This is a genomic window from Halomonas faecis (genome assembly GCF_010993975.1).
GTDB classification, from domain to species: domain Bacteria; phylum Pseudomonadota; class Gammaproteobacteria; order Pseudomonadales; family Halomonadaceae; genus Halomonas; species Halomonas faecis.
In genome coordinates this window covers 113,288-127,623 of sequence record NZ_JAACZO010000032.1, presented here as the reverse complement: position 1 = coordinate 127,623, position 14,336 = coordinate 113,288, and the positions used below count along the sequence as shown (strand labels likewise).

Sequence of the window (14,336 nt, the reverse complement as noted above, 5' to 3'; positions counted from 1 at the left end):
AACGAAAGGCTATAACGCAGCGCCAGTATACCGACCGCCCCCGCCTGCGCGAGAGGTCGAGTTAGCGGTGTGACAACGTTTCGCAGCAGTGCCAGCGGTTTCGCTCATCGCCCGCTTTCCTTATAATGCGCGTCGTTTCACGCCCGTTTGCCCTCTTAGCTCAGTCGGATAGAGCAGCCGCCTCCTAAGCGGCAGGTCGCAGGTTCGAATCCTGCAGAGGGCGCCACCGCTTCGCTCTTTCCCCTGAATGAGGGGCCCACCTCGCATCTCACCGAGGCGTACACGGGTAGGTAGTCTTCAAGACGAAAGCGGCACACTCTCTTCACGCCCCGGAGTGGCGCCCCACGCCCTCTTCGGCCAGGGCCACCAGGGCGGCGTGGTCTTCGATGCACACTTCGCGTCCTTCGACGCTGACCAGGTTCTGCTCCTGGAAGCGGGCGATCACGCGGCTGACGGTTTCCAGCGCCAGGCCGAGATAGCTGCCGATGTCGGAGCGCGACATGGAGAGGTGAAAGCAGTAAGGCGAGCAGCCACGCGAGCGGAAGCGCTCGGAAAGGCCCAGCATGAAGCTGGCCAGGCGCTGGTCGGCGGTGCGGCCGGAGAGCAGGCACATCATGCGCTGGTCGTTGCACAGCTCGCGGCTCATGCAGCGGAAGAGCTCGCCGCGCAGTTCGGGCACCTGCTCGGCCAGGTCGTCCAGGCGATGGAAAGGAAGCTCGCAGACGAAGGTCGATTCCAGCGCCACCACGCTGCCGTAGCAGCGGCTTTCTGCGATGCCGTCGAGCCCGACCAGTTCGCCGGGCAGATAGAAGTGGGTGACCTGGTCGCGCTGGCCGGGCTGCTCCACCACCTGCTTGAGGCTGCCCGAGCGCACCACGAAGAGGCTTTCGAAGCCCTGGTTCTGACGCATCAGGCGCTGGCCGCGCTTGAGGGGGTGGGGGTGCTCGATGATCGCATCGAAGCTCGGCAGCGCCTCCATCTCCAGCCCCAGCGGCAGGCAGCGGGCTTGCAGCGCACAGCGCTCGCAGCGCGTCTCGCGAGCCTTTCGCGCGCGTGCGGGCGCCGCTCTGGTGGTTCTCTCGCCGACGATGGCCGTCACCGCTCTCCTCCCCGGTTCGCACTGCCAAGCCATGGTTCAAACCAAGAGCGTACGCCTTCACCGTGCTCGGCGAGTTGATGCGGGTCAAGCCTTTTCGGGAGAACGTACCGCGCACGCACGAAAAAACCGGCCCCCGAAGGGGCCGGTTTCGTAGCGCTTTCCTGCTAAGCCAGGGGCTTAGAAGAAGTAGCGAGCGCCGACGATGCCGTAGGTCTTGTCATCGCCGTCCTCAGACTTACGATCCTTGTCATGGAACTCGGTGAAGACGTCGACGTTGTCGGCCACACGATAGTAAGCGCCGAAGGCGAACTCGTCACTGTCGTAGTCGAGACCAACACCATCACTGTCGATGTAGTTGTCGTCACGATCTTTCCGATAGTAATCGGCAGACAGAGTCAACTGATCGCTGACGCTCAGCAGACCGCCGATACCATAGACTTTTTGATCACGAGTCGCAGTAGTGCTCGGCTCGGTCGGGTTCTGGTCTTCGTAACCGACGCGCAGGCTGAACATGTCGTTGAAGGCGTAGGTGCCGCTGATACCGGCATTGTAGCCCGCATCGAATTCGCCGTTGCTGCCGACGACCACAGCGTCAGTCTCGCTCAGGCCGGCAGCAACGCGCAGACCGCCCACTTCGTAGCTGACGGCACCGGCGAACAGCACTTCGGAGCTAACGTCGTTATTCACACCAGTACCAGCGCCTTGCACGACGTTACCATTGGAGTCAATTGACCAACTGGTGTCACCGACAACATCGGATTGGCTGTAATGCTTAGCCTGCAGGGCCGCCTGGAAACCGGAGAGGTTCGGCGTGATGTAGGCGATGGCGTCGCCGCGACCGTTGTCGCCCGGGGCGTGGAAGCCGTAGCCGGAAGACATGGCGTAGTAGTCGAACGCCTGGAACACCTGAAGCTTGTAGATGTTGTCGAAGTTACCGGCCTGCAGGGTACCCCAGTTGGCGCTCTCGGCACCGATCCAGGCGTGACGCACTTCGCTGAAGCCAGAGTCCTGATCACGCTCGTCGGAGGTGAAACGCCACTCGACGTGACCGAAGAAACGCAGGTCGTCGCTGACCTGGTTGGCCACGTCCAGCTTCAGGCGCGAGCCGGCAGTGACGAAGTCGCTGTTGCCGTCGTAGCCGGACTGAACGCCCATGCCGATACGGCCGCTGAGATCGATGCTCTTGCCGTCCTGGTCGTAAACGGTGGCAGCCTGAGCGGCGGAGGCGACCATGGCGCCGGCAATGGCAGTCGCTAACAGTGTCTTTTTCATCGCGATGGTTCCTTTTTGACTAGCTTACTGTTTCGATCGTTGTGGCACCGCTGAACGGTACCGCCGGCTTGCCGGGCATGCGTCCCGCCTCTGGCGGCCTCGCTCCTTCTCAGGAGGCAGACCGGGCCGGGCATGGCCGCAGCGAAGCCTTGTTATAGTCCAATGCTCGCAGGTAGAACTCTATACCGGGATTAGCAGGAACGCAACAAGAAAAAACACTGTTTTCCTACGCCGCGAACACTGTTCCTCGATACGTCTCTCTGAAACGGCGGAACGCGCCCGTTGCCCCGCGTGCCGCCGCCCCAGCCCGCCGCAGCGAGTACCTGGCAACGATGAGCAGGCACATGATGCCCAGCCACCGCGCCGCTGGCAAGCCAAAGGGATATCAACGTTCGGTTACAAGGGCGATTGCAGTGAGGGACGCCGGGGACAGGCCGAAGAGGAGGTCTTTTGCCAGGGAAGGCAAAAGTAGCGCCCAAGGATGGGTTTACAGCGCCTCCTGGTAGGCCTGTCGACGGCTTAGCCCCGAGCGACTTGCTCACGAGCGACAGTTCGAGCTTCAGCGTCGGCCGTTGTGCTTGGCCACCAGCGCCGAGAGCTTGGCTTCCATGCGTACCTCGGGGGAGGCGCACTCGCCGGGGGGCGTGGCATCGGGAGCCGGTTCGGTACCCGCCTTGGGGCGGGGCGAATCCGGCTGTGGGGCATGGCGGCGAGCCTTGGTGCGCTTGGCATCGTCACCCTTGCGCTTGGGCGCCCTGCCCTGGCCGCCGCGGCGCTGGCGTTCGGCCTGCAGGCGCTCCAGCTTGCGGTGGGCGTGCTCGGCGGCCTGGGCGTCCACCGTGCCCTGGGGCTGGCCGTCGAGGCCGATGCGCTCGGCACCTTCGCGCACCCCCTTGAGATAGCGCGGCAGATTGACGTAGCCGGCCAGAGCCCGGCGCACCAGTTTTTCCGGCCAGGGCTCGCGCTCGGCGAGGTCGAGATGGATGCCCACCTTGAGCGGCCGGGTGTGGCCCTTGAAGAAGGTCTGCGGGTAGCGCTGGTACCACTGGGCAAGCAGGGCCTCCGGCGATGGGGCCTGCTCGATGGGCAGGTTGGCCTGGCGTTCGGCATGACCGCTCGCCGGTTGGTCGCCAGAGCCCTCGCCGGTGCTGCCCCGGTCGGCCTCCTCGGGGGGATGGCCCTTGGTGGCCTCCGGCGATGGCTTGGCGGCCCGCGGGCGGTGGCCGATCAACGCCGAGAGGCCCTGGGCGGGCCGCCCCGCGGCGAAGGCGGGCGCCGGCTCGCCGCGCTGCAGGCGCTCGCGCAGCCGGGCGTTGTCCTCGTCGAGCTCGCGATTCTGTTCGCTGAGCTCGCGGTTCTCTTCGCTGAGCTCCAGGCGCAGGGCCTCAAGCTCGCTCACGCGCTCCTTGAGCGCTCGCAGTTCGCGGCGGCGCGCCACCAGCTCGTCCAGAGCGGCGCCGGCACGGTCCTCCAGGGTGGCGAGCAAGCGGTGTGAACGTTCCTCGGTCAAACCGGTTTCCTCCAACTCGGGCGGGGCGGCAGGCCCATCAAGAGTCAGTCTGTGCCAGAAGCTCAGCGGTGACAAATGTCGCGGCGAAGCGACGGCTACCGCCGCCGATAGGCCACGAAGGCGTAGGCCGGCTGGCCTTCGGCGGGCTCGCCGGGTACGCGCTGCACTTCCTCCCATTCGGCGGAATCGAGAGCGGGAAAGCGGGCGTCGCCTTCCACCTCGACGTCCACCTCGGTGAGGTAGAGCCGGCTGGCCAGAGGCAGCGCCTGGGCGTAGATCTCGCCGCCGCCCATCACCATGATCTCCTCCGCGGCATCGATGGTGGCCTGACGGTCGGCCAGGGCCAGCGCCGATTCGATGTCGTGGCAGACGCGCACGCCATCGTGATGAAAGTCTTCGGCGCGGGTGACGACGATGTTGAGCCGCCCCGGCAGCGGCCGGCCGATGGACTGGAAGGTCTTGCGGCCCATCACCAGCGGCTTGCCCTGAGTCATGCGCTTGAAGAACTTGAGATCCTCGGGCAGGTACCAGGGCAATTGACCCTCGACGCCGATCACGCCGTTGCGTGCCACGGCGGCGATCATGGCCACGGGAACCAGGGTTTCGTCGTTCATACGGCGACCTCGGCCTTGATGTGGGGGTGCGGGTCGTAGCCCTCGATGGCGATGTGCTCGAAACGGAAGTCGAACAGGTCGGTCACGCCGGGATCGAGCGCCAAGCGCGGTGCCGGGCGCGGCGTGCGGGTGATCTGAAGTTCCGCCTGTTCCAGGTGGTTCAGGTAGAGATGGGCATCGCCCAGGGTGTGGATGAACTCGCCGGGTGCCAGGCCGGTGACCTGGGCGATCATCCGGGTGAGCAGCGCATAGCTGGCGATGTTGAAGGGCACGCCCAGGAAAATGTCGGCACTGCGCTGGTAGAGCTGGCAGGAGAGCCGCCCTTCGGCCACGTAGAACTGGAACAGGCAGTGGCACGGCGGCAGCTGCATCTCGTCGACCTGGGCGGGGTTCCAGGCCGAGACGATCAACCGCCGCGACTGGGGGTTCGTGCGGATCTGCTCGAGCACCTTGGCGATCTGGTCGACGTGGCCGCCGCGGGGGTCGGGCCAACTGCGCCACTGATAGCCGTAAACCGGGCCGAGATCGCCGTTCTCGTCGGCCCACTCGTCCCAGATGCGCACGCCGTTTTCCTTGAGGTAGGCGATGTTGGTGTCGCCGGCCAGGAACCACAGCAGTTCATGGACGATCGAGCGCAGGTGCAGCTTCTTGGTGGTGACCAGCGGAAAGCCGCGGGCGAGATCGAAGCGCATCTGGTGGCCGAACAGCGAACGCGTGCCCACGCCGGTGCGGTCGCTGCGCTCCACGCCGTGCTCGAGCACTTGGCGCATCAGATCGAGATAGGGCTGTTCGAGAGGCGGTCTTGAATCGGTCACGGCGTTCATCCGGACTCATGAATGGGTTAGCCATTCTACAGGCTGGAAGCTGGAAGCTGGAAGCTGGAAGCTGGAAGCTGGAAGCTGGAAGCTGGAAGGCAGCCTGTTGTCACCCAATCAGGTGTCACGGTTTTTCTTCCAGCTTCCAGGCACGAAGTGCCGCTCTTCAAGCTTCAAGCTCCCGGACGAAGTGCCGCTCTTCAAGCTTCAAGCTCCCGGACGCAGTCCGGGCTCTTCCAGCTCCCGGGCGAAGCCCGGGTCAGGGGGTCGGCTGCTTGCGCGACCAGACGATCAGCGCCGCGCCGACGGCGATCATCGGCAGGGTGAGCAGCATGCCCATGGTCATCCAGCCGAAGGCGATGTAGCCGATGTGCGCATCGGGCAGGCGCACGAATTCCACGCCGAAGCGAAACACGCCGTAGAGTGTGAGGAACAGGCCGGAGACCAGGCCGCGACGCCGCGGCGAGGCGGAGACGAACCACAGCACGGCGAACAGCACGGCCCCCTCCAGTACAGCCTCGTAGAGCGAGGTGGGGTGGCGGGGCTCCGGCCCCATACCGGGAAAGGGCATGCCCCACGGCAGCTCGGTCACCCGGCCGGGCAGCTCGCGGTTGATGAAATTGCCGATACGCCCGGCCCCCAGGCCAATGGGCACCAGCGGCGCCACGAAGTCGGTGAGGGTAACGAAAGCCAGCCCCTTCCTGCGCGCGAACCACAGCGCGGCAAGCAGCACGCCGGCCAGGCCGCCGTGGAAGCTCATGCCGCCATCCCACACGCGGACGATCCACAGCGGATCCTCGGCCCACTGGCCGAGGCCGTAGAAGAGCGCATAGCCCAGGCGACCGCCGAGCACCACGCCGAGGGCGGCGTAGAAGAGCATGTCGCCCACGTCGTCGGCGGTGAGGCCGAAGCGCGCGGCTCGCCGCCGCCCCAGCCACCAGGCGGCGACGAACCCGACCACGTACATCAGGCCGTACCAGTGCACCTGGAAGGGGCCGAGCGAAATGGCCACGGGGTCGATATCGGGGTAGTCGAGCATGGTCGGTCCTTCAGAGCAGAAAACGGATGCCCACCACCGCGAGCAGCGTGGCAAAGGCGAGGCGCAGCACGTGGGCCGGCAGCACGTGGGCCAGGCGCGCGCCGACGCGGGCGAAGGGAACGCTGGCGATGACGATGCCGAGGAAGGCGGGCCACATCACGAAACCCGTGGCGCCGGCGGGCAGCAGAGGATGGCCCCAGCCGACCACGACGAAGGTGACGGCCCCGAACAGCGCAATGGGCAGCCCGCAGGCCGCCGAGGTGCCCACGGCCTGGGTCATGCTGGCCCCGCAGCGCGACAGCCAGGGTACGGTGAGCGTGCCTCCGCCGATGCCGAACAAGGCCGAGATGCCGCCGATCGCCACGCCGGCCACGCCCATGGTCAGCTTGCCGGGCCGCGCAGCTCCCGCCTTGGGGGTCAGGCCCAGCGCCATCTTGACCGCTACCGCCAGCACGAAGAGGCCGAACAGCGTGCCGAGCAGCCCGCCGGAGAGGTTGCCCGCCACGAAGACACCGGCCACGGCGCCCAACATGAGGCCGGGCAGCAGAGCCATGAACCAGGGGCGATGGATGCTGCCCTTCTGGAAGTGCGCCCAGGCCGACGAGGCCCCCGTCACCACGATGGTGGCCAGCGACGTGCCCACCGCCAGGTGCATGGCGATGCCGGCATCGACGCCCTGCAAGCCGAAGGCGAACACCAGGGCGGGCACGATGATCAGCCCGCCGCCCACGCCGAACAGGCCGGCCATGGTGCCGGCGGCCGCGCCGAGGGCCAGGTAGCCGATTAGCGTCGCGATCAAGCTCATGTCGTCGTGGATTCCTTGAAGGCATCGGGGCGCCAGTGGCGCAGCATGGCAATCAGCGCATTGGGACGATAGGGCTTGGCCAGGTAGTCGTCCATGCCGGCGTCGCGAAAGCGCCGCTGGTCGCTCTCCGAGGCGTTGGCGGTGAGTGCGATCAGCACGCTGCGCGTCGCGCTGACCTCGTTCGCTTCCGCTTCGCGCCAGTGGCGCACGGTTTCCACGCCGTCCATGTCGGGCATGTAGATGTCCATGAAGACCAGATCGTAATGCTCGCGCCGACGGCGCTCCAGTGCCTCGCGACCGCTGGCCACGCAATCCACCGCCACCCCCTGCCCTTCCAGCACCTGGGTGGCGAGCATGCGGTTGACGGGGCCGTCGTCGACGATCAGCACGTGCACGCCCTGGCGAGAGGTCACCACGCGCGTGTCGAGCCCGGGCTGATGCTGCTCGTCGACCAGACTGTCGAGCAGCAGGCGGACGTCGGCAGCCCGCTCGCGCAGCTCGCCCCGGCGCTGCGCCTCGACACGGCCCAGGGCGCTGTCGAGCTCCCTGTCGAGATCGTCGAGCAGCGGCCCCAGCTCGCGATTGAGCAGCGCCAGGTAGCGGGATTTCAGCCGCGACTCCTCGCGGGCGCGCTCGCGGGCCGTGAGCAGCTCGTCGAGTTCGCGAAAACGGTCGCGTGGCTCGGCGAACAGCATCAGCTCGTAGCCGGGGGTGGCGAACCGTTCCACCTGACGGTGATGCCAGTGTCCCTTGGCATCGAGTATCTGCATCAGCTCGGGTCCTGTCTCGCCATTCCCCAGGCTGTGCAGGCGCGGCAGGGGATCCTGCCCCAGCAGCGCGTCGAGCGGTTCACCGAAAAGCTGCTCCATGGACCGGTTGATGGCCACGATTCGCCCGTGGAACAGCAGCACGCCGGGCCGCGGCGTGGCACTGAGCAGCCGCGGCAACGATGGTTGCTGCTGCCAGCCCGACTGCAGCGCCAGCAGCGCTTCGTTGAGGTTGCCCAACCGGGCGATCAAGGCGGACTCATCGCCGGCGGACAGGTCCGCTTCGTGCAACCAGGGCGGGAGCAGCGTGCCGAGTTCGTGGGTACGCCGCTCGAGCTGCTCCAGCCCGTGGTCGAGCTCCGACTGGCAAGCACGCAGACGATGGCGAAGCTGCAGAAGGAAGGCGGCGGTGGTGAAGGTCGTGCCCAGCAGCAGTGCCAGCAGCAGCCAGCCGACGGCCGTCCAGGATGCCGGCTCGGGCTGCCCCAGCCACAGGAAGAGCGCCACGGCCAGACACAGCAGCACGACCGCCAGCTGGGCCAGCAGCAAGGGCCACAGCAGCGGCCAGACGAGGCGAGTCCAGAAGCGATCCGTGCGCAGCGCGGGCATGGTCATCCCTGTGGCGAGTCGACGATGGCCTGAGTGTACGCGGCCGGACGGAGACTGTCATGACGGGGAACGCCGCAGCACGACGTCGAGTTCGTTTTCGCCAAGGGGCGCACCGTGGGGGCCGAAGCGACGCTCGCCGAGCCGGATGCGCTGCGCGTCGGCATCCCACTCCAGCCAGGTCGTGGCGCGGGTACCGTAGCGCTCGCCCAGGATGAACGGCGATGACAGCTGGCGCTCGCGCTCGAGACCCACGCCGGTATCGGGTAGATGTGCCACATCGGCCGGCTGGGTATCGGCCAGTGCCGCCAGCGCCCGCTCCGGCCACACCTGGGGCTCCTGGGCATGCTGAAGCGCCTGGCGAGCACGAATCAGCTTCGGCCAGGGAGTGTTCAGGCTGGCATTGGAGAGCCCATGAGTACCGGCGGCGATTGGCGCGAGCTGCAGACGGTCGCGACCGCGGTGCAGGTGCCACAGCCGCTGGCCATCGCCGGCCAGCAGGTTGAAGCCGGCGTAACGCCACCCCTGCCCTGCCGCCAGCCGCTCGAGCCAGGCCGGCAGGTCGTCACACTCCAGGGCCTCGCGCACCAGTTGCCCGCGGCTGGGCGCATCGGATGCCACCTTGAGCGCGGGATCGCGCACGTTGGTGACGGCGGCAAAGCGACCCCGGCGATGCACGGCCAGCCAGGTACCGCCGGCTTCGAGGTCGCGACCTCCGACGATATCGGGCGCCTCTTCCCAAACCCCTAGCGGCGCCGCCGGCCGCGCATGGAATTCGTCGCGATTGGCGACCAGCCGTAGCGGCACCGGCGTACCGGGAGCAAAGCGAAAGACGATCAGGCACATGCCGTCAATCCCGTGGCGGCAGCAAGTGAGCGAGCTGCCATTCTTCGAGCCGGTCGATCAGGTGGCTACGCACGGCCGCGGGGGTGTTGAGAGCTAGCGTCTCCTGCACCAGGCGCTCCGCGGCCTCCAGGGGAACGCGTCGAATGGCGGCGCGCACGCGCGGCAGGCTGGGAGCGTTCATGGAAAGCGCGTCGAAGCCCATGCCCATCAGCAGCAGGGCTCCGGCGGGGTCTCCGGCGAGTTCGCCGCACACCGAAATCGGCTTGCCAAGACGCCGGGAATCCTGGGCCAGGCGAGCCAGAGCGGAGAGCACCGCCGGGTGGCAGGCGTCGTAGAGGCCGGCTACCCGCGGATTGTTGCGATCCACGGCAAGCAGGTACTGGGTGAGATCGTTGCTGCCCACCGAGAAGAAGTCGGTACGCTCGGCCAGGGCGTCGAGCTGGTAGAGCGTGGCCGGCACCTCGATCATCACCCCCACCTTGGGACGCACCACGCTCACGCCCTCTTCGCCCAGCTCGCGAATGGCCCGGTCGAGCATGCGCATGGCATCGTCGACCTCGTCGACGTTGGTGACCATGGGCAGCAGAATGTGCAGGTTTTCGAGCCCCTGGGAGGCGCGCAGCATGGCACGCAGCTGCACCATCAGCACTTCGGGATGGTCCAGCGTGACGCGAATGCCGCGCCAGCCGAGAAAGGGGTTGGCTTCCTCGATGGGGAAATAGGGCAGATCCTTGTCGCCACCGATGTCCAGGGTGCGCATCACCACCGGTAGTGGCGCGAAGCTCTCCAACTGGTCGCGGTAGAGGCGCGTCTGCTCCTGCTCACCGGGGAAGCGTTCGGTGATCATGAACGGCACTTCGGTGCGGTAGAGCCCCACGCCGCTGACACGCTTCTTGAGCGAAGCCACGGCATCGATGGCCAGGCCGGTGTTGACCATCAGCGGCATGGTGTGGCCATCCGGCGTTTCGCTGGGCAGATCCTGCTCGTGCTCGAGCACTTCGGCGAGCGCCTGCTCCTCGGCGATGAGGCTCGCGTAGTGGCTACTGAGCTCCTCGGTGGGACGCACGAAGAGCCGCCCGCGGTGGCCATCGAGCACCACCGGCGCGCCGGAAAGCCGTGGCAGCGGCAGGTCGACCATGCCCAGCACGGTGGGAATGCCCATGGCGCGAGCCAGTATGGCCACGTGGGAGGTGCTCGAACCGCGCACCGACACCAGCCCCGCCAGCCGTTCGCGGGGAACTTCTCCCAGCATGGCGATGCTGATTTCGTCGCCCACCAGGATAGTGCTCTCGGGGAAGGTCTCCGGCGTCTGCGGGCTCTCCTCCTGCAGGTGGGCCAGTACCCGGCGCCCCAGGTCGCGCACGTCGGCGGCACGCTCACGCAGGTAGTCGTCGTCGACCCGCTCCAGGTACTGCACATGGCGGCGCACCACGTCGGCCAGCGCCCCGGGCGCCCACTGCCCTTCGCGAATGCGCTTCTCCACCTCCTGGGAGAGCGCCGCTTCACCGAGCATCTGCTGGTAGACCTCGAACAGCGCCAGCTCCTGGGCGGAAATGCGGTTGGCCAGGCGTTCCCCGGCGGATCGAATCTCCTCGCGAACCCGCTGGATGGCCTCCTTCAGGCGCGCGGTCTCGTAGTCCACGTCGGTGGGGATCAGATCGGGAACGCTGTCGAGGTCGGCAGGCGGAGCGATCACCACCGCCTCGCCGATGGCCATGCCGGGCGAGCCGGCTACCCCGGTGAACACCGCCTGTCCGCCGCTGAGACTGGGGCGGTTCAGGCTGCCGGTCGCCAGGGCATGGGCCAGCACGCCAGCGAGCTGCGCCCCCATGGTGACCAGGAAGGCTTCGTCCTCCTCGTCGTAGCGACGCTTGTCGCTCTGCTGCACCACCAGGACGCCGAGCATGCGGCGCTGGTGGATGATCGGCACGCCGAGAAAGCTCGAATAGCGCTCCTCGCCGGTCGCGGCGAAGTAGCGAAACTTGGGGTGGGCCGTGGCATCTTCCAGATTCAGCGGCTCCTCGCGTTCGGCCACGAGACCCACCAACCCCTCGCCCACACGCAGGCTGACACGCCCCACTGCCTGGCTGTGCAGGCCGATGGTTTCCATCAGCACCAGCTCGTCGATGTCGCCGTCGTAGAGATAGAAGGAACAGACATCGGTACGCATCGCCTTGCGAATGCGGCGCACCATGGTGGCCAGGGCCGCATCCAGGTTGCGGGCCCCATTGACCTCCTGAATGACCCGGCGCAAAACCTCGAGCATCGGCGTCTTGCTTTCCATGATTCTTTTCTCCGGCTGAGGAAGCCGTGACGCGCAAGGCGCATCTTCGCCCCCGGACCGGGCCTTCCCGGCCCGGTGATTGGTATCAGCTTCCTTCCAGGGCGAGGCGCTGGGCGCGGGGCGAGAGCTCCCGCAGCGCCCGGCGATACACCTCGCGCTTGAAGGGCACCACCTGGCCCAGGGGATACCAGTAACTGACCCAGCGCCAGCCGTCGAACTCCGGCTTGGCCGTGCCATCCATGCAGATGCGGCTTTCCTGGCAGCGAATGCGAAGAAGGAACCACTTCTGTTTCTGGCCGATGCATACCGGCCGGGAATTGGTGCGAATCATGCGTCGCGGCAGGCGATAGCGCAGCCATCCTCGGGTACAGGTCAGCACTTCGACGTCATCGGCGGTGAGGCCGATCTCCTCTTCCAGCTCGCGATATAGAGCCTGCTTGGGTGTCTCGGTTGCCTTGATGCCTCCCTGAGGAAACTGCCACGCATTCTGTCCTACCCGACGCGCCCAAAGCAGCTGCCCCTGGGCGTTGGCAATGATGATGCCAACGTTGGGGCGAAAGCCGTCAGCGTCGATCACGGACGTCACCTTGTTAAAACATCATTGAATCCATTCTTCCACAAGGGTGCAAAGCGCATCAATAAGCAGTGCACGCCAAGGGTGCAGAAGCAGCACGCTTTCCGCTCGGCACGCCCATCTGCCATAATCGCCGGCTTTGTGCCGTCTGATGCATCAGACTGGCCGCTTCAACGCTACGACATTAGAGAGGTAAGCCGTGAGCCTGGCCATCTTCGACCTGGACAACACCCTGCTGTCCATCGACAGCGATCATGCCTGGGGCGAGTTCCTGCTGGAGCAGGGGGCCGTGGATCCACAGGCCTATCGCGAGGCCAACGATCGTTTCCTGGCCGACTACGAGGCCGGTACCCTGGACATCCACGCCTTTCTCGAAGTGGCGCTGAAGCCGCTGGCCGAGAACAGCCCCGAGCAGCTCGCCGCCTGGCACCAGCAGTTCATGGCCAGCAAGATCGAGCCGCATATCCTCTCCAAGGGCGAAGAGTTGCTGGCCCGCCATCGCAGCCGCGGCGATACCCTGCTGATCGTCACCGCCACCAACCGCTTCATCACCGGCCCCATCGCCGAACGTCTGGGCGTCGACGACCTGATCGCCACGGAGCCGGAAGCGATCGACGGCCGCTACACCGGCCGGGTGAGCGGCACGCCAAGCTATCGTGACGGCAAGGTGACACGCATCCGCGAGTGGCTGGCAAACAAGGACATGACCCTCGACGACGCCTGGTTCTACAGCGATTCGCACAACGACCAGCCGCTGCTCGAACTGGTCGAGCACCCGGTGGCCGTGGACCCCGACCCCACCCTGCGCGAGGTGGCCGAGGCGCGCGGCTGGAAAGTTATCAGTTTGCGGGACTGATCTGGCCTTCGGCCAGATCAGAGCTGTAAGCCGTAAGCTGTAAGAACGGCGCTTCGCGCCTGGAAGAGAGCATACGAAAACCCCGCCAGGGCATGCCTGAGCGGGGTTTCTTAGGGCTTAAAGCTTACAGCTTAAAGCTGGGGTTCAGCCGAGCAGATGCTCCACGGCGGCGCGTTCTTCGCGCAGCTCGTCTTCGGTGGCCTTCATCTTCTGCTTGCTGAAGTCGTCGAGCTCGAGGCCCTGGACGATCTGGTACTGACCGCCCTGGCAGGTCACCGGGTAGGAGTAGATGATGCCCTTCTCCACGCCGTAGCTGCCGTCGGCGGGAATCGCCATGCTGACGATCTTGCCGTCGGTGCCCAGCGCCCAGTCACGCATGTGATCGATGGCCGAAGAGGCGGCGGAAGCGGCCGAGGACGCCCCGCGAGCCTTGATGATGGCGGCACCACGCTGCTGCACGGTGGGGATGAAGTCGTTCTCGTACCAGTCGCGCTCGACCAGCTCCGGTGCGGGCTTGCCATCCACCTTGCAGTGGGCGATGTCGGGGTACTGGGTGGCGCTGTGGTTGCCCCAGATGATCATGCCTTCCACATCGGTGACGTGCTTGCCGGTCTTCTGGGCCAGCTGGGTCAGGGCACGATTGTGGTCCAGGCGGGTCATGGCGGTGAACTGACCCACGTCGAGATCCGGCGCGTTGCACGAGGCGATCAGCGCATTGGTGTTGGCCGGGTTGCCCACCACCAGCACCTTGACGTCACGGCTGGCGTTGTCGTTGAGCGCCTTGCCCTGCACGGAGAAGATCGCCGCGTTGGCTTCCAGCAGGTCCTTGCGTTCCATGCCCGGGCCGCGCGGCCGCGCACCCACCAGCAGGGCGTAGTCGGTATCCTTGAAGGCGACGTTGGCATCGTCGGTGGCGACGATGTCCTGCACCAGCGGGAAGGCGCAGTCGTTGAGCTCCATCACCACGCCACCCAGCGCATCCATGGCCGGCGGAATCTCGAGCAGCTGCAGGATGACCGGCTGGTCCTTGCCCAGCATGTCGCCGGAGGCGATGCGGAACGCCAGCGAGTAGCTGATCTGGCCGGCAGCGCCGGTAATGGCAATACGGACGGGATCTTTCATGGTGGCTCCTTCGGTTGTCGCCGTTAGGATGGGCCGGGCCGGCAGGTCACCGTCTCGGCCGGAAATCGAACCGCCAAGATGGTATGCCTGCGGTGCACAAAACTCAATGCGACCTGCGGCTAGGCCA

13 protein-coding genes and 1 tRNA gene are annotated in these 14,336 nt (G+C 66.4%); 2 read left to right on the top strand and 12 right to left on the bottom strand.

All coding sequences use genetic code 11. The annotated features are described in order from the left end of the window. Positions 1 to 149: 149 nt before the first annotated feature. A tRNA-Arg gene (locus tag GFD32_RS12400) sits at positions 150 to 226 on the top strand. Positions 227 to 322: 96 nt separating this feature from the next. Here GFD32_RS12400 and fnr read toward each other — a convergent pair. The 11 genes from fnr to GFD32_RS12345 form a co-directional block, all read right to left on the bottom strand. Continuing rightward, on the bottom strand, positions 323 to 1,090 hold the full coding sequence (gene fnr / locus GFD32_RS12395; protein WP_276208808.1) for a fumarate/nitrate reduction transcriptional regulator Fnr: 768 nt from the start codon (positions 1,088 to 1,090) through the stop codon (positions 323 to 325). 186 nt (positions 1,091 to 1,276) lie between these two features. Continuing rightward, positions 1,277 to 2,371, bottom strand: coding sequence for a porin (locus GFD32_RS12390; RefSeq protein ID WP_163576925.1), 1,095 nt, complete (start codon positions 2,369 to 2,371; stop codon positions 1,277 to 1,279). A 559-nt stretch (positions 2,372 to 2,930) separates the two neighbouring features. Beyond that, entirely contained in the window at positions 2,931 to 3,881 is a 951-nt protein-coding gene (locus GFD32_RS12385; RefSeq protein ID WP_240455637.1) for a ProQ/FINO family protein, read from the bottom strand. 95 nt (positions 3,882 to 3,976) lie between these two features. Beyond that, positions 3,977 to 4,495: a dihydrofolate reductase gene (locus GFD32_RS12380; protein ID WP_163576923.1), complete on the bottom strand. Its 519-nt coding sequence runs from the start codon at positions 4,493 to 4,495 to the stop codon at positions 3,977 to 3,979. After that, positions 4,492 to 5,319 (bottom strand): thymidylate synthase, encoded by an 828-nt coding sequence (locus tag GFD32_RS12375; protein ID WP_163576922.1) that lies wholly within the window; start codon positions 5,317 to 5,319, stop codon positions 4,492 to 4,494. The genes GFD32_RS12380 and GFD32_RS12375 overlap by 4 nt, the downstream gene beginning before the upstream one ends. Before the next feature lie 250 nt (positions 5,320 to 5,569). Next, the gene (gene lgt / locus GFD32_RS12370; RefSeq protein WP_163576921.1) at positions 5,570 to 6,349 is read right to left on the bottom strand and encodes a prolipoprotein diacylglyceryl transferase; all 780 of its coding nucleotides are present in this window, start codon (positions 6,347 to 6,349) and stop codon (positions 5,570 to 5,572) included. Positions 6,350 to 6,359: 10 nt separating this feature from the next. Beyond that, positions 6,360 to 7,154, bottom strand: coding sequence for a sulfite exporter TauE/SafE family protein (locus tag GFD32_RS12365; protein WP_089688259.1), 795 nt, complete (start codon positions 7,152 to 7,154; stop codon positions 6,360 to 6,362). After that, a complete protein-coding gene (locus tag GFD32_RS12360; RefSeq protein ID WP_163576920.1) occupies positions 7,151 to 8,530 on the bottom strand; it encodes a response regulator in 1,380 nt (459 codons plus the stop codon). The genes GFD32_RS12365 and GFD32_RS12360 overlap by 4 nt, the downstream gene beginning before the upstream one ends. A gap of 57 nt (positions 8,531 to 8,587) precedes the next feature. Continuing rightward, positions 8,588 to 9,373 carry an NRDE family protein gene (locus tag GFD32_RS12355; protein WP_163576919.1) on the bottom strand — a complete coding sequence of 262 codons (786 nt, stop codon included), beginning with the start codon at positions 9,371 to 9,373 and terminating at the stop codon, positions 8,588 to 8,590. 4 nt (positions 9,374 to 9,377) lie between these two features. Continuing rightward, positions 9,378 to 11,639: a phosphoenolpyruvate--protein phosphotransferase gene (ptsP, locus tag GFD32_RS12350; RefSeq protein WP_163577065.1), complete on the bottom strand. Its 2,262-nt coding sequence runs from the start codon at positions 11,637 to 11,639 to the stop codon at positions 9,378 to 9,380. A gap of 103 nt (positions 11,640 to 11,742) precedes the next feature. After that, positions 11,743 to 12,234: an RNA pyrophosphohydrolase gene (locus GFD32_RS12345; RefSeq protein WP_163576918.1), complete on the bottom strand. Its 492-nt coding sequence runs from the start codon at positions 12,232 to 12,234 to the stop codon at positions 11,743 to 11,745. A 196-nt stretch (positions 12,235 to 12,430) separates the two neighbouring features. On the opposite strand from GFD32_RS12345, the gene GFD32_RS12340 reads away from it, so the two are divergent. Continuing rightward, on the top strand, positions 12,431 to 13,087 hold the full coding sequence (locus tag GFD32_RS12340; RefSeq protein ID WP_163576917.1) for a histidinol-phosphatase: 657 nt from the start codon (positions 12,431 to 12,433) through the stop codon (positions 13,085 to 13,087). A gap of 144 nt (positions 13,088 to 13,231) precedes the next feature. On the opposite strand, the gene GFD32_RS12335 is transcribed toward GFD32_RS12340, so the two are convergent. Further along, a complete protein-coding gene (locus GFD32_RS12335) occupies positions 13,232 to 14,209 on the bottom strand; it encodes a malate dehydrogenase (protein WP_163576916.1) in 978 nt (325 codons plus the stop codon). Positions 14,210 to 14,336 lie beyond the last annotated feature (127 nt).